At 41.4% G+C, this 14,545-nt stretch carries 12 protein-coding genes and 1 pseudogene; 6 read left to right on the top strand and 7 right to left on the bottom strand.

From position 1 onward, the window contains the following. Positions 1-242, top strand: a pseudogene (locus F8R90_RS12930) (NF041680 family putative transposase); the annotation flags it as partial. Between the two features lie 68 nt (positions 243-310). Here F8R90_RS12930 and F8R90_RS12925 read toward each other — a convergent pair. Both F8R90_RS12925 and F8R90_RS12920 read right to left on the bottom strand, forming a co-directional pair. Further along, the gene (locus F8R90_RS12925; protein WP_196511075.1) at positions 311-3,022 is read right to left on the bottom strand and encodes a DEAD/DEAH box helicase; all 2,712 of its coding nucleotides are present in this window, start codon (positions 3,020-3,022) and stop codon (positions 311-313) included. After that, positions 3,012-3,566 carry a hypothetical protein gene (locus F8R90_RS12920; RefSeq protein ID WP_196511074.1) on the bottom strand — a complete coding sequence of 185 codons (555 nt, stop codon included), beginning with the start codon at positions 3,564-3,566 and terminating at the stop codon, positions 3,012-3,014. Before F8R90_RS12920 ends, F8R90_RS12925 begins: the two co-directional genes overlap by 11 nt. 411 nt (positions 3,567-3,977) lie before the next feature. Between F8R90_RS12920 and F8R90_RS12915 the strand changes: the two genes are divergently transcribed. Next, entirely contained in the window at positions 3,978-4,574 is a 597-nt protein-coding gene (locus F8R90_RS12915) for a Uma2 family endonuclease (RefSeq protein ID WP_196511073.1), read from the top strand. 97 nt (positions 4,575-4,671) lie between these two features. Next, positions 4,672-5,475, top strand: a complete 804-nt coding sequence (locus F8R90_RS12910; RefSeq protein ID WP_196511072.1) for an Rpn family recombination-promoting nuclease/putative transposase — start codon at positions 4,672-4,674, stop codon at positions 5,473-5,475. Between the two features lie 170 nt (positions 5,476-5,645). On the opposite strand, the gene F8R90_RS12905 is transcribed toward F8R90_RS12910, so the two are convergent. The 3 genes from F8R90_RS12905 to F8R90_RS12895 all read right to left on the bottom strand — a co-directional run bounded on the left by F8R90_RS12905 (position 5,646) and on the right by F8R90_RS12895 (position 8,788). Next, the gene (locus F8R90_RS12905) at positions 5,646-6,881 is read right to left on the bottom strand and encodes a DUF445 domain-containing protein (protein ID WP_196511071.1); all 1,236 of its coding nucleotides are present in this window, start codon (positions 6,879-6,881) and stop codon (positions 5,646-5,648) included. A 120-nt stretch (positions 6,882-7,001) separates the two neighbouring features. After that, positions 7,002-7,706: a bifunctional demethylmenaquinone methyltransferase/2-methoxy-6-polyprenyl-1,4-benzoquinol methylase UbiE gene (ubiE, locus tag F8R90_RS12900; RefSeq protein WP_196511070.1), complete on the bottom strand. Its 705-nt coding sequence runs from the start codon at positions 7,704-7,706 to the stop codon at positions 7,002-7,004. A gap of 125 nt (positions 7,707-7,831) precedes the next feature. Further along, entirely contained in the window at positions 7,832-8,788 is a 957-nt protein-coding gene (locus F8R90_RS12895; RefSeq protein ID WP_196511069.1) for a response regulator, read from the bottom strand. Positions 8,789-9,217: 429 nt separating this feature from the next. Between F8R90_RS12895 and F8R90_RS12890 the strand changes: the two genes are divergently transcribed. The 3 genes from F8R90_RS12890 (at position 9,218) to F8R90_RS12880 (ending at position 13,459) form a co-directional block, all read left to right on the top strand. After that, a complete protein-coding gene (locus F8R90_RS12890; protein ID WP_196511068.1) occupies positions 9,218-10,306 on the top strand; it encodes a RuBisCO accumulation factor 1 in 1,089 nt (362 codons plus the stop codon). 408 nt (positions 10,307-10,714) lie between these two features. Then, positions 10,715-13,141: an ATP-dependent helicase gene (locus F8R90_RS12885; protein WP_196511067.1), complete on the top strand. Its 2,427-nt coding sequence runs from the start codon at positions 10,715-10,717 to the stop codon at positions 13,139-13,141. Positions 13,142-13,291: 150 nt separating this feature from the next. After that, the gene (locus F8R90_RS12880) at positions 13,292-13,459 is read left to right on the top strand and encodes a hypothetical protein (protein WP_190894390.1); all 168 of its coding nucleotides are present in this window, start codon (positions 13,292-13,294) and stop codon (positions 13,457-13,459) included. 46 nt (positions 13,460-13,505) lie between these two features. Here the strand turns inward: F8R90_RS12880 and F8R90_RS12875 are convergent, their stop codons facing one another. Both F8R90_RS12875 and F8R90_RS12870 read right to left on the bottom strand, forming a co-directional pair. After that, complete coding sequence (locus F8R90_RS12875; RefSeq protein ID WP_196511066.1) at positions 13,506-14,081, bottom strand: GNAT family N-acetyltransferase; 576 nt, start codon at positions 14,079-14,081, stop codon at positions 13,506-13,508. Between the two features lie 171 nt (positions 14,082-14,252). Further along, positions 14,253-14,498, bottom strand: coding sequence for a ChaB family protein (locus tag F8R90_RS12870; protein ID WP_190894386.1), 246 nt, complete (start codon positions 14,496-14,498; stop codon positions 14,253-14,255). Between the last annotated feature and the right edge of the window lie 47 nt (positions 14,499-14,545).

The following is a 14,545-nucleotide window of genomic DNA, read 5'->3' as shown; positions in this document are numbered from 1 at the left end:
GTGATATCGTTGCTGACAATCCTCTACCTTGGCAGAAGCCTCTCGAAAAATTAACCCCTGGAAGAGTTGCTCAAGCTATGGGTGGAGTTTTTGCGGTGATTGGTACTCCAGCCCAACCACCCAAATCTCGCGGAAAGTCTCCAGGCTGGAAGACGGATCAACCACGTAAACGTAGAATTCGCTACCCCATAGTTAAAAAAACTACAACCAAGCCCCGCAAAGAGCAATCAGAATCTGCTTAGTAGTGTAGATTTTCATCTCTGAAGTCTGTTTCTTTTCAACTCAGCGTTGCTGAGTCTTTTCTTGTTGCCTAGTCTAAACTCCAGTTACTAAGCAAAACCACTAAGCTACGCCCTTCAGCCCCAAATCCAGGCCGTCCAGCGCGACCAACCAAATTACCAAATTCACGATAATTAATGTCTATATACTTTTGATCGTTATCTGACCAACGTTGTAAGCTGGGAATTAGAACAGTTTCAAAAGGGAGATTAACGCCTTCAGAAAGTGTAGAAGTTGCTACAACCAAATGTATAATTCGCTCACTTATTAAATCGATTAGTAATCTAGCCATTAACCCAGGCATTTTTCCATGATGTATCACAATTCCCTTATTTAGTAATTGGTATTCGCGGGAATCAGCACCAAAATAGTCTTCACAAGAGTCTAAACAATTCTCCCAAATTTTAACTTTTTCTGGTTCTGAAGGCGGTTGAAAAAACAAAGGCTTTGATATTTTTGCCCATTTTTTATTTAAAAGATACAAAAAATCCTCAGCATAACCCCCAATTTGCTGTGTTATTGAAATCAGTACTGCTCTTTGCTGTCCTTTATCATCTGGTGATGCTAAGTGCATAGCAGTCCAGAATAGATAAGGGCGAACACGCTTTCCAGAACTTTTGTGTGTTTCTAATGTACCAGCAGGGGGATATGTTAGAAATGGACTCTGAATGAAGGGTGTGGCTTGACCATCTTCCTCAAATCTTAACCTTCTGCCATCAAGTAAGTCATAGTTTATTCTAAATCCTCTTCCTGTGAGACATTCAAGCCGGCCTATTAATTGGCGTGTACTTCTGTAATATGTCTTTGCTGGGCTAGCATTGGTTTGATTCTCTATCCAACTTGCTAATGCTACTTCTGTTTCTGAAGCAACAGCGGATAGCGCAACAATTCGGCTGTGATTTTGTTCTACATAGGTAAACAGTCTTGCACCTAAAGATTCCAAGCGTAAGGCTCTATTTTCAGCTTTCTGCAAAGAATTTTTATTACCATCAAATTGAACTGTATGGGCTTCATCAAGTACAATAAGCGATACTCTACGGATAAATAGAGTCCCTAGAAATTTCATCAAAGCTTCTGCTTTTTCATAAGTGCAAATTAAAACTGTTGGCTGTTCTGATGTCAGCCATACATCTGTTGGGCCCCAGTCAGTACCTCCATATAAACCTGTAACTATGACATTGTTATTAGTGGAGCGCTTTAAAACACGAGACAAACTTGATTCAACTTCTGTAGCAAGCGCTCTGCTTGGCACCAAGTAAATTACTAAAGGAGCAGAGTTACTTAAGCTGTTAGAGTTTGTTGTTTCAAAAAACAAACTTTGCAAAATTGCAATTTCAGCTATCGTTGTTTTTCCTGAACCTGTAGGGGTACAGAGTGCAAATGATTCTGCTGTTACCAGTCGTTCAATTCCACAAATTTGAGAACGCCATGCTAAAGCTTTACACTTTTGATAACTTTGACGTAAATAACGTTCTAAGAAATTTCTACCATTTGGAGTAATCATCTGAGAAAGCAATTCTAGATGATGTCGTAGAGAAGTTTGTATATATACAGACGTAACTTCAGCACACAATTTTCCTAAAAGCCAAGAATAAGTGTCATGCCCATGAAGAAGCACCTTAGCAATATCAGAAAGCTTTTCAATAGCTCTTTCTAGTCTTGGTTCATTTCCCCAGCGCATTTTTGCACATAAAATTCCTAAAGAACTAGCAGTTTCTTTAACAATTAACTTGTTAAATCTGTCAGCACCTGTATCAGCGTCATCCCAAAGAAGACTTGTTTCAGTTTGGAAATTTGATGATGTTGCATTTGCCCAATATTCTGTCAGTTGTTGCAATAAACTGGGAAAATCAGCTTTTAGCAAAGAACGTAGAATTTCTGACTCTATCCCCTCACTTATATCTTCATTGAGTAAACCTGTAGCCCTGGCAGGATAACCAGCAAGTTCATACACAGCTGCTGCAAGTAAACGAATTGGTAAAAAATCCGGGTTTAGTTGGGGATGAGATAGCCATTCAAATAACTCACCAGCCCGTAGCATTCCATTACGCCAGTTAGTATCTCCAACTTCTCGCTGGATAAATGCAGCCTCAATAAGGCGCATAGCATCATTTAATTGTTCACCCGCTTCATTTTCTCGCCACCCAGTTAATCCCTTTCCTCCTGCGCGAAGTCTGGTATGTTGGCTATAAAGTTTGGCAATTGCTGGAGTTAGCCTGCTACCCGCCAGACTATTTTGTAGTTCTTTCGCTAAAGCAATGACTTCGTTACTTGGTTGAGTCATCTCATTTTGCAGAACTTCACCCTCTACTATGACATCAGAGTTTGCTTTTGCAATCTCTGCATCATCTGGTTGTTGAACTGTCTGGGCAGGAATATCTGTTGAAGGTGTAGAAACTTTCTGCTGGATATAGATAGTTTTAATAATATTTTCAACTTCATGAAGATGAATTTCAGCTGCTTCGAGTCTTCTTTCTGCTGTATATTTTTCGTGTACTTTATTAGGAGACATCCAAGTTAGCTTTTTGACAGGATGCTGACCACATGTGTAACTAATTAAATAACAACTCTCATAATTTTTATCAACTTTATTTAGATTTATCTTTAGCTGTAAAACTTGTAGAGCATTTTTCCAGTTAAAAGATAAATCATCATTATAATCTTGCAAAATATCAATAAGTTGTGGAATATCAACTGGATATCCACTTGATTTATTTGCTTTTATATGTGCTTCAGATATCATGATTGGCTGTGCATTTTGCTTCGCAAATTAAAGAAGCAATAATTACTCCTTCACTATTACGCCGAAAGGCAAGACAATCATCACCTGTACGTCCAGGTTGTGGCTTTGCAGTTTCTCCAGTTTGCTTTAGAAATTCTAAATGCTGAAACGCAACTGGGTGGAATCGAAAGAGAAAAGCGGGAACTTCCCAATTATCTTGCCCAAAAGGAGCAAAATTTTCAGCAATAATTCCTGCAAATATCTCTCCAAAATAACCTTTGAGTGTCTGAATATGAAGACGCTCAGGATAGCCATCGCTTGGATCGCTTTCTGATAAATCCCCAAATGGAGCGAGAGAATTTCCTGCTAATTTACGAAGACGATATCGAGCATCTTCATGGGCTTTTTGAACGATTAATATTAATTCATTGAGAATTATATCTCGTTGGCTTTTATCTTCTTTGAGCAGACGATGTGTGTACCGCTTATCTTCAGATTCACTAACTGAGTTAGATAACCATTTTGATATTCCGTCAAACCTAGTGATTTTTTGTCTTCCTTTCATTTAATATACACTTTAATATTAATCAGATTTACAATATAAGCCTTGAACTAAAATAATTTTAAACTCTATGTAAAATTTAATACTAAAAAAATAGTAGCATAGCAAAATGGTGCCATAAACATTGAGCGAGAGCTATAATGCTTACTCTGTTTTACTTTTGGGCGAGGACGGGTTCGGAAATTTAGACTAAATGCACTGAGTCAACAGAATAATAAGAGGGTGTGATTGAATACAGCATCCTGATAGCATAAGCTAAGAGAAAAAACATCAACTCTCATCTGCTGTTATCAGACAGATAACAGTGAAACAAATTTCTACATTATTGGAAATAGCTTTCTAGTAATTGTTAGATGGTTAACCTAGTATGTCAACCCAGTGCTACGCTACAGTTAGAAAGCTTGAGAGGCAATTATGACTGCCCTGATTCTGAACCTCAGCCCTACCATTGAATTAACAGATGAGCAGTTCTTCCAACTGTGTCAGAATAATCGAGATTTGCGACTTGAGCGCACGGCAGAGGGAGAATTAATTATCATGCCACCAACTGGATGGGAAAGCGGAAATCGAAATAGTAGACTTACACAGCGCTTAGGTAATTGGGCTGATGTTGATGGCACAGGTTTGGCTTTTGACTCTTCTACAGGTTTTAAACTCTCCAATGGTGCAAATCGCTCTCCAGATGCATCCTGGGTAAGCCGCAAGCGATTAGAAGCCCTGAATCCAGACCCCGACAAATTCCTACCACTCGCTCCAGATTTTGCGGTAGAATTACGCTCTGCTTCAGACAGCTTAAAGACTTTGCAACAAAAAATGCAGGAGTATATTGACAACGGTGTGCCTTTAGGGTGGCTGATTGATCCGCAGAACCAACAGGTGGAAATTTACCGCCCAGGACAGTGTGTAGAGGTTTTGCGTAGGCGTAGCCCGTCGGAGACATCACCTACTAGCTTATCAGGAGAAGATGTATTGCCTGGGTTTGTGTTGGATTTAGCACAGATTTTGAGTTAAGCGATCGCTCTTTCAAAATTCCAAGTTTTGCGTCATTAAAAATAGCTTTTTAGTGACTACAACAAATTTTTAAACTTTGGAGTGGTAGGATTTTTGGATGTTTGATAACATCTGCAAATTCCTCGCCGAAAACTTTTCCAGCGACTTTGCCACTTGGTTGTTGGGAGAACCAATTTCCCTGACCGAGTTAAGTCCTTCTGAACTCTCGTTAGAACCCATTCGAGCCGATGCACTAATTTTATTGGAATCGACTGAACTAGTGCTTCATCTAGAGTTTCAGACTCAACCCGATGTTAATATGCCATTTCGCATGATTGACTATCGACTGCGAGTGTATCGCCGCTTTCCCCAAAAGCAGATGCGTCAAGTGGTGATCTATCTTAAAGAAACAAGCTCAGAACTCGTGCAACAAAATACTTTTACCATTGCTGGTACTCGCCACGAGTTCGAGGTAGTTCGATTATGGGAACAGCCGACAGAAGTATTTTTGCGCTATCCAGGTTTATTTCCATTCGCGGTGTTGGGTGGGACAGATGACCGTGCAGGTATATTACAGCAAGTAGCACAGGAAATTATCGGGATTTCTGACCAACGGTTGCAGAATAATGTCGCAGCTGCCACAGCAATTTTAGCTGGTCTAGTATTAGAGAAAGGGTTAATTCAAAGAGTATTACGGAGAGACAATATGCGCGAATCTGTAATTTATCAAGAGATTGAGGCTGAAGCTCAGGCAAAAGGTAGAGCCGAAGGTAGAGCCGAAGGTTTACAAGAGGGGATTCGGCGGGTTGCGATTAATCTGCTCAAAAGCCAAATGCCTTTAGAGGAAGTGGCAAAATTGACTGGGTTATCAATTGAAGATGTACAGTTGTTGCAAACAGAGATAGAAGGTGAGTCAACATAATTCGTATTTATTACACTGTTGATGAATCCGGGTGGCTCTGAATAAAAACGAGAGCGATCGCCTTTTGAGAAGAGGTGCGAGTAAGAAGCGATCGCTCAATTTCACTCATTTCACAATCTGGACAACTTGCAACTATAAATTGATAAAAATTTACACCCAAAATCACAAAATCAATATTGACTTAATATTAAAAACACTGTCTGTAATAACCCGATAACAAAACCCAAAACACCACCTAAAGTCACAATCGCCTGCAATTCATTTTTCACAATTCCTTCTATAGCAGCTTCTAAATCAGCCGGTGAAGTTGATTTTACCCGGTCAACTATTACTTGATCTATCGATAAAATCGGAATTACTTGCGCCACAATTACTTCTAAATCTTTTTCCAAATACTTATCTAAAATTAGAGCCAATTCTTGACTCATGACTTCTAAAGAAGTACTGACAACAGGTGAAGTACTAAGACGATTCAGCAGCACTACAGCAATATTTTCCCAATCAACAGAATCAGTTAATCCTTGTAAAAAATCGCTGCCACTGTTTTGCAGGTAATGGCGGACACTTTCGCGGGTGGTCTTTCGGAGTTGGCGCACCGTACCCATTGGCAAGTTTTGTAATGATAAATCTTGCAGTAATTTTCTAATGCGATCGCGCATTTGCAAATCTTGAGTCAATTCCTGCAAGCGACTATTGGTAGCCTCCTTTTCATCCAAGCAAAAAGTTCGTAGCCGTGTAAGAGTATTACGTAAGCCAAACAAATTTGCTACTACCCAATAAGTCCCACTGGTTTTTTCGCGGAAGCCTTCATCAATAATTTGAATTGTGCGATCTGTCAAAAAATCAACTATCGTCTGCCGCAGCACATCTGGTGGTAAAACTGCTTGCAACAACCAATCAGCAAGCCGTGTGGCTTGTTCTTCACTCAATTGAAATTCCAGCAATATCTGGTCAAAAATTTGATTTATCTGGACTTCTAAAAAGTCTTCACGTCGCGCTAAAACTTTGAGTAATCGGGGCAAAGATTCCCCTAGTAAATCCCGCAAAATTCCAGCGACAATTTTAGCACTTTTCTCGTTTTTATCTGTTTTGATTTGTTCAATCGCCAGCCGCAACAACCAGAGAATTGCTGCTTGCACACGTTCTGTTTGCAACAAACGTCGCGCCAGATTTTGCAATTCTTTTGGTGTCAACAGTGACCCCATGATTGTCTTAGAAATGTTCAGAGCCAGACGTTCCTGGTTGCGGGGAATCAATCCAGGAGTGAAGGGTACTCTTCGTCCAGCAATGTAAATTGCTCGGTAAGGACGGAACAACATTTTGATGGCTATATCATTTGTGAAATAGCCAATAACTCCACCCAGTACCGGGGGAGACACATAAAGCCAAAGATGAGACCAGTCCAAGGGAAGAATTAAAAAAGTTAGGAGTTTAGAGCTTAGAGTTAGGAGTTAGGAGTTAGGAGTTAGGAGTTAGGAATGATAAATCTTAAATAAGAATTTATCACTACTCATAATTCATAACTTTTAACTAATAACTCCTAACTTACTAAGCACTAGCACTCCCATCATACCGTTCGCAATGGGGTAGTGTGTGGCAACAGCAAAACCAACTTGACGCGCTAACTCTATTTGCTCTCTCCCAATCGGAAAGCGGTCTAAGCTGGGGCTAATGTAAGCATATTCTTCTTTTAACCCTAAATAATTGGCAACTGGCACTACGAAACCGTCCAGATACAACTGCTGAAAGGCACGTAGCTGAGGATTACTTGGTCGATGAAAGTCTAAAATTGCGGCTTTAGCACCCGGCTTCAAAACCCGGTATAACTCTTGGAGACTGCGGGGAATATCTTTAACATTTCTTAAACCATAGCCCATTGTTGCGGCATCAAATTGGTTATCGTCAAAGGGTAAATTTAGCACGTCTGCTTCTACCCAGTCGATCACAGGTTGGGGGTACTGCCAATGTGAGCGTTCTTTAGCTGTTTCTAATAGGTTTCGGGAAAAATCCACTCCGTAGACTTGTCCTGTTGCTCCCACACGCCGCGCCAAACGTAAGGCTAAATCTCCACTACCACAACACAAATCTAAAGCAGTATCACCCGATTTAGCCGCACTCCATTTCACTGCCATTTCCTTCCATATCCGATGCTGTCCCAGACTCAACCAGTCGTTCAACTGGTCATAAACTGGAGCAATACGGTTAAAAATGGACTGTATTTCGTTAGTCATTGGTCAATAAATCATTAGTCATTGGTCATTAGTCATTTGCCAAGGATAAAGGACAATTGACAAAGCGCAAAGTCTGAGCGGAGGTCTTTTCTGCTCAGAACTTTGTAAGAGAGGACAAATGACAACTACACAAGGGTTTGATGACAGCCACTACTAGTAAGAGCGATCGCCACCAGCTGCGCTGATAAATTAATTAGCATTAATTCATCTTCCCGCAAAGTGCAGGGTTGTTTCCACTGTAGCGACAATACGCCCAAAAGTTGATTACGGTAGCTAATTGGGATAACTAAATGTGCTTGCACACCTGTGTTCTGGTAGTGAATAGTATCAACTAATTTCGTGTCTTTAAGTATATTTAAGGAAACTTGCATTTGCCCAGTAGCGATCGCTTCTCTTGTTAGTGGGTCTTGAGATAGCCAGTTCTCTATTATACCTGTATCACTGTAAGTTCCTTGAGTTGCAATCAGAGTATTTCCATCTGTAAGTTGTAGGATACAGCCTTCTGCTCCAAAAGTCTCACTCACAGCCTTAGCAATTGGAGCCAGAGTTTCCTCTAAGCTAGAAGCAGCTTGAGTTACCTGTACCAAAACACTCAGCAGCGCCATTTGAGCATGAGCACGGCGTAATTCTTCTGTACGTTGCTTGAGCAAGTCGTAGGTTTCTGCTGCTCTTTGCACCACTGCCTTCAGTTCACCCGGATCCCAAGGCTTGGTGATGTATTTATAGACTTGCCCCGCATTAATCGCCTCTACCAAGTCTTCAATATCAGTAAATCCAGTGAGAATTATTCTAACTGTATCGGGAAACTGAGGTACAGTCTTACTGAGAAACTCAGTTCCTTTCATTTCTGGCATCCGTTGATCGGAGATAATTACCGCTACCTCCCCTTCTGCTGCCAAAACTTGCAGGGCGTTCACCCCACTATCAGCTTTCAGAACATTAAAGTCACGTCGAAATGTGCGATAAAGTAGATCGAGATTATCTGGCTCATCATCAACTACCAAGATTTTGAGCTTTTTTGGTCGTTCGATAGTCATTACTTGATACTGGACTTTATCAATTTCGACACTGGGATTATCCATAAGATATTTCCTTTAAATATTCACTCTTTTGTTATATTCCATACCAAGCTTAGTTGAGAATAGCCGAAAATTGCCAAGGGTTTATACGGAGTTATTTTGCATATTTTAAAACGTTAATAGTTAGTGCTACAGAGAAAATCTCCCTACCTAAATATCTGAATTAGAAAAAATTACATTAGAAAAACCAACTAAATCAGCCTAATTATGGATGAGGTAGCTTAACAAAACTCCTTTGGATACAACGCATGTCTGTCATTGGTGTCAACTTAAACTAAAACTCCTTTCAAACCTCATTTCCAGCCAGAGGCAAGTCGAGATAAGTTTCCACAGTTCAACTCAAGACAGTAGGTCTGGGTAGTTCATAGATTAGAATAAGACTTGCTCATGAGGTGTTAAGCAACCTCTCAAGTTGAAGCTCGCACTCCGATTATGACTGATCTACCACCCAACGCTCAGAATCCTGAAGACAATGCTACCAACGATGTAGCGCAAGAATTACTCCGAAAGCTGAGGCAAAAACAAGGTAACTGGGTGGAATGGGGAGCCGCGATCGCCTTGTTGCTAAAAAACGGTTACAATCCCCAAGACATTTTTGAGGCGACTGGATTTGAGCCAATTCAACAAAATCAGGTGGTTGTTGGTTCTCAAGTTTACAATTCTTTGGAAAAGTTTGGAGTATCGGAAGCAACGCGATCGCACTATACCACACGCGGCAGTGATGTTTTATACGAACTGCGTTTACTTACTCAAGAAGAACGCGCCGCCGCCGCTGAACTGATCTTCGTCCACAAACTTGATGCCGATGAGGTGAAGGAAGTAGCAAAAGCAATTAAAGAGTTCTCCTATTTCCGCAATTTGCCAGAAGGATTTTCTGCCCATCCTGGGGATGCTGTTGCTCACCAAGTTTGGAAACTAGCACGCCAAAATACAGATTTACAACAGCGATCGCGCCTGATCGCCAAAGGTTTGCGTTTTGCTCACACACCAGCCGCCAGGAAACAAATCGAACAACTACTGACTGATTTTACTACCGTTCCCCAGCGTCCAGCGCCAATTTTACCCTTTTACCGCCTGGAATTTGAAGAACAATTACCTCGAATCTTGCCCGTAGTAGGCGAGTTGCCATTGTCACGGCAAGACTTGCAAGCTGTGCCGATATTGACAGAAATCGAACCATTTCGCCTAGTCAAGTTTTCTGGAGAGCAAGCTTGGGTGCCGTTACCAGGTTGGCAAGTGCTTTTGGCGGCAGAAGATCCAGTAGTGATTTTAGCGAATAGCGATCGCTTCCCCATCCAAACCCAAAGCCAAACGGGTCCCGTTGTAGTTGTGGTAGATCGTGCCCAACGAGAATGGGATGCCTCCAGCTATTTTGTAGTTGAAAATGGTGGTGAATTAGATTTTCAGTGGTTTGACACTGAACCAGAAATTCCTCTACTAGGACAAATTATTATCATCGTGCGCCCTAAGAAAATTCTGGATGAAGAATTAACTAAGGATTCTTGGCAGATTGACGAATAATTCAATTTTAGATTTTGAGATTTTGCGGAAAGTTTGAACATCGGTTTCTATTTGCTGTTCCAATAAAATCAAAGTTGATAGAATTTAATTTGTGAGAATTTCAATCCACAGATACCCGACTTCGTAAAAGTTGTCGGGAGTCTTGTTTCTTATGAATGTTCAGGATTGCTCTAGTAATTTTGGATTAAGAATTTATAACAATAGATATATTACAGAGAATCACCAAGGCGGCGGGAAGCCCACTTGGTTTTTGGGGTGTGCGGGATAGTCACCCCGCTGCTGATGACTGTTAACCGTCATCAGTCAACCGTCTTTCGTGTTATCCCATCCCCTTTTAGGGGTGGGATGAGCTTAAATCTGCGGTTTGGAAATAACATTTAACATTTATTCAAAATATAAAATTTTGAGATGTCAGATTCTAAATTTACTGCTCCTGTGGCTCAAGAATCATTCCCCTCAGAATTGTCTGAGCGATCGCCTGTTCCTTCTCTACGGGACAAGATTCTAGCAATCCGCAACAGTCTACGCCCTGGACAACAACAAATGGCTGACTGGGAATCTGGCCCCCTGGCTATTTCTGCGGTTCCTGGTGCAGGCAAATCTACTGGGATGGCGGCGGCGGCGGCGATCGCGATCGCACGTCAGTATGAGCGTTCATCCTCCCGCCGTCAATTGGTAGTTGTTACTTTTACTCGCTCTGCTGCTGCCAATATTAAAGCGAAGATTCGCAAATTCTTGCGAGATGATTTGTCTGTACCTCAAACTGGATTCTTTGTCTATACCCTGCATGGTCTAGCGTTGAACATTGCCAGTCGCCATCCTGATTTATCAGGTTTGCAACTAGAAAATGTCACATTAATTACACCAACCCAAACCCACCGCTTTATCCGAACAGCCGTAGAGCAATGGATTACGAACAATCCAGGTATATATTTGCGGTTATTAGAAGGTCATCAATTTGACGGAGAAGAGACAGAAAGGTTACGTCGCCAATCGGTGCTGCGAACAGAAGTATTGCCAGAATTGGCTAATACAGTAATTCATGAAGCAAAAAGTTCTGGAATATCGCCAGAAAAATTGCGGGAGTGGAGTAAACAAACCACAGACGAATATGCAATTTTGAGCGTAGCGGCGGGATTGTATGAACAATATCAAAACTTAATGCGATCGCGTGACTTCATTGACTACGACGATATGATTTTAGCCGCCCTGCGCGTTTTAGTAAACGACAGTGCCCGTCGCATCGAGCAAAACCAAGTATTCGCAGTTTTTGAAGACGAAGCCCAAGATTCTAGCCCTTTACAGACGCAGTTGTTAGAAATTTTGGCAAGTGATGCTGAAGATAATTCCTCACTTCCCAGTACAGATGCGATTAATCGCGTCTATCCTCACTCCTCACTCAATCTAGTACGAGTTGGTGACCCCAACCAAGCGATTAACTCTACTTTCACTCCAGCCGATCCGATTTATTTTCGGCAATTTTGCGAAGAGTGCGATCGCATCGAACGATTGGCAACGATGGATCAAGCTGGTCGCAGTACTAGAATTATCATTGAAGCTGCTAACTTTGCCCTCAAATGGATCAATAATCAATCCTTAGCAAAAACGAATAACGGACAACAGATTCCTGACAATCGACAAGTACCATTTCGCTTGCAGACAATTCGCCCTGTTGAAACTGGCGATCCGCAAAATAACGCCAACCCAGCACCAGTAGGACGAGGACTCGAACTTTATACCCCGCGTGACATTCATCACACTGTTGAATTGTTATCTCAAAGGGTGATCGAGTTATTTGGCGAAGACCCAACACAAAGTAGTGCAGCGGTTTTAGTGCGAGAAAATCGCCAAGGAAGATGGTTAGCAGAGGCTCTGACACCTGTGTGCAAAGAGCATAAAATTATACTTTACGATGTGGGAGAACGCGATCGCCGTTCTCATGTGCCCCAAGAAATTTTAGCATTACTGCAATTTTGCGATCGCCCCCACTCCCCCGATTACCTCAAAGCCGCATTAGAAGCATTAGTACAGCGCCAATTAATTCCTACCCAAGACCTCAACGCCCTTGCTAGTCTCCCAGAAGAATTTTTGTATCCTGGCCCCCTAGCAGCACCCCAGCCAGAAACAGTCCAAAAAGCCGCTCGCTTGTGTCGCAATTTACTTCGCGCCCGCTTGGAATTGCCCCTGTACCAGCTAATTTCCTTTCTCGCCTTGACCTTAAATTACGACCAGGCAGAATTGGCAACTGCTGACAAACTCGCAGAACGGGTAAATCAGCAGATAGCAGGCAATAGTTCGATGGGAGGGATGCTGTCAGCTTTAAGTGAAATCGTCAGTTCCGAACGGTTTGAACCAGTGGAAACCGAAGATTCGGAAGAACGTTACACTCGTCGCGGTCAACTGACCATTATTACCATGCATAAAGCCAAAGGACTAGATTGGGATTATGTGTTTCTTCCCTTTCTCCACGAAAACTTGATTCCTGGTAGATTTTGGGTTCCTCCCCAAAGCCAGTTCTTAGGGGATTTTACTTTATCAGAAGTAGCCCGCGCCCAAATTCGTGCTGCTCTCCACGGAGAATCTACTATACCAGATGTCACACAAGCATGGGAACAAGCAAAGCACTTGAAAATCTCTGAGGAGTACCGTTTACTCTACGTTGCAATGACACGAGCAAAGCGTCTGGTATGGATGTCAGCAGCGCAGAAAGCCCCCTTTACTTGGAGTAAACCGGAGAATTTACAAGAACAAGCGCCTTGTCCTGTGTTTCCAGCATTAAAACGCCAATTTCCTGAATGTGTGGTGAATTTAGCAGTAATGACTAAACAAGCATGAGCAAAACTCATGGAATGGAATCTACAGTCACTAGCGATCAGATTGTCCCAGAATATTTGTAGGAAATAACCTATCTAAAGTGGAATTTGCCGTTTGAAAATTAATGTTATAAATTGATGCTCAGGTTTTAATCAGAAAATCTATTTACCAATGAAAACCCAGCAAATCAGTTCAACGGCACAAGAAAATAGACTCACCAAGACTAAAAAACAGTGTTTTCCTGGCATGAATATTGGTACTCCTAAAGTACCATTCCGCAAATGCAAGAAAATAGTACAACAGCATGAGTTACTTAGTGACTGGGAGCACGCCAGTTAATTTAGTGACATCCTCTCATAGCAACTTCCCAGTCGTGATGCGTAAATTAGGCGTGCAATGGATTCTTTCGGTCTATCGCCATGAGCCAACAATCTGAGTATTCTCCTTCATGCAGTTCATGCGCTGGCAATAGTTTGACCTTCACAAAACCACATTTTTCATAGCAGCGGATAGCGCGAGGATTGTCAACGTGTGGGTCTATGACAATTTTATGAGCTTGCCGCTGTTCAAAAAGATAGGTGATAACAACTGACAGGATTTTTGTACCAATTCCCTTGTTCCAATAGTCGGTTTCGCCTATAAACAAGTCAATTCCGTAGACATGATCAGTTTGGTCGAGATGATACAATTGTCTATCGATTTGCGATAAGTCATTGAGCGCACAATACTGCAAATAACCAATAGGAATATTTTGATAGTAAAACAGACACGGAACAACCGGCTCATCTCCCCTGATCATAGGTTTGTACGTTTCTATGATTCTTTCTAAATCAAAAGGATTATCTCTTCCTTCATAAAATTTCAAAACTTGTGCATCAGTTAACCATTTTGCCATCAACTCATAATCAGGCATTTCATCTTGCATGAGACGAATATCTATTTCGTCTTGTTGAATCAGCATATCCTGTGTGAATTTTTCTAGCCAGTATTTAAATAATTATAGTTGGTTCAAAATGTCTATCATCTTGCAAAAATCATCAAACAGAAAAGGGAATTGCATACCCGCTTTGGAAGAATGGAATTCCCTTTAAATTTTTGCCTTACCTCTAACCTATGCCAAACTTAAATTTACTTAATTGCCACCAGACACAACAGCTTTATTATGTATAGCTGTGTCTTCAGGCTTTCTCTGCCATTTCCCTTCATTGCCTGGTTCGTATTCATTCTTTACACTATTCCAAGCAACATCACGCGCACCCTCTTCACTCATCCCATTACTTTGAGCAGCATTAAATGCTGCTACAAAAATCTGCTGCGCGTGTTCAGGTAACTGTTCTCTAATTTCATCAGGCAATTCATTTATTGTTTTATCAGCCATAAACTTACTCCGATCATCTCAAGTTAAGTTCATGTTAAAAAACTTGC

The sequence above is a fragment of the Nostoc sp. NZL genome (assembly GCF_015714705.1).
In the GTDB taxonomy this organism is placed as follows: domain Bacteria; phylum Cyanobacteriota; class Cyanobacteriia; order Cyanobacteriales; family Nostocaceae; genus Nostoc; species Nostoc foliaceum_A.
The sequence above is the reverse complement of the archived record's forward strand: the minus strand, read 5'-3'. Positions and strand labels throughout refer to the sequence as shown.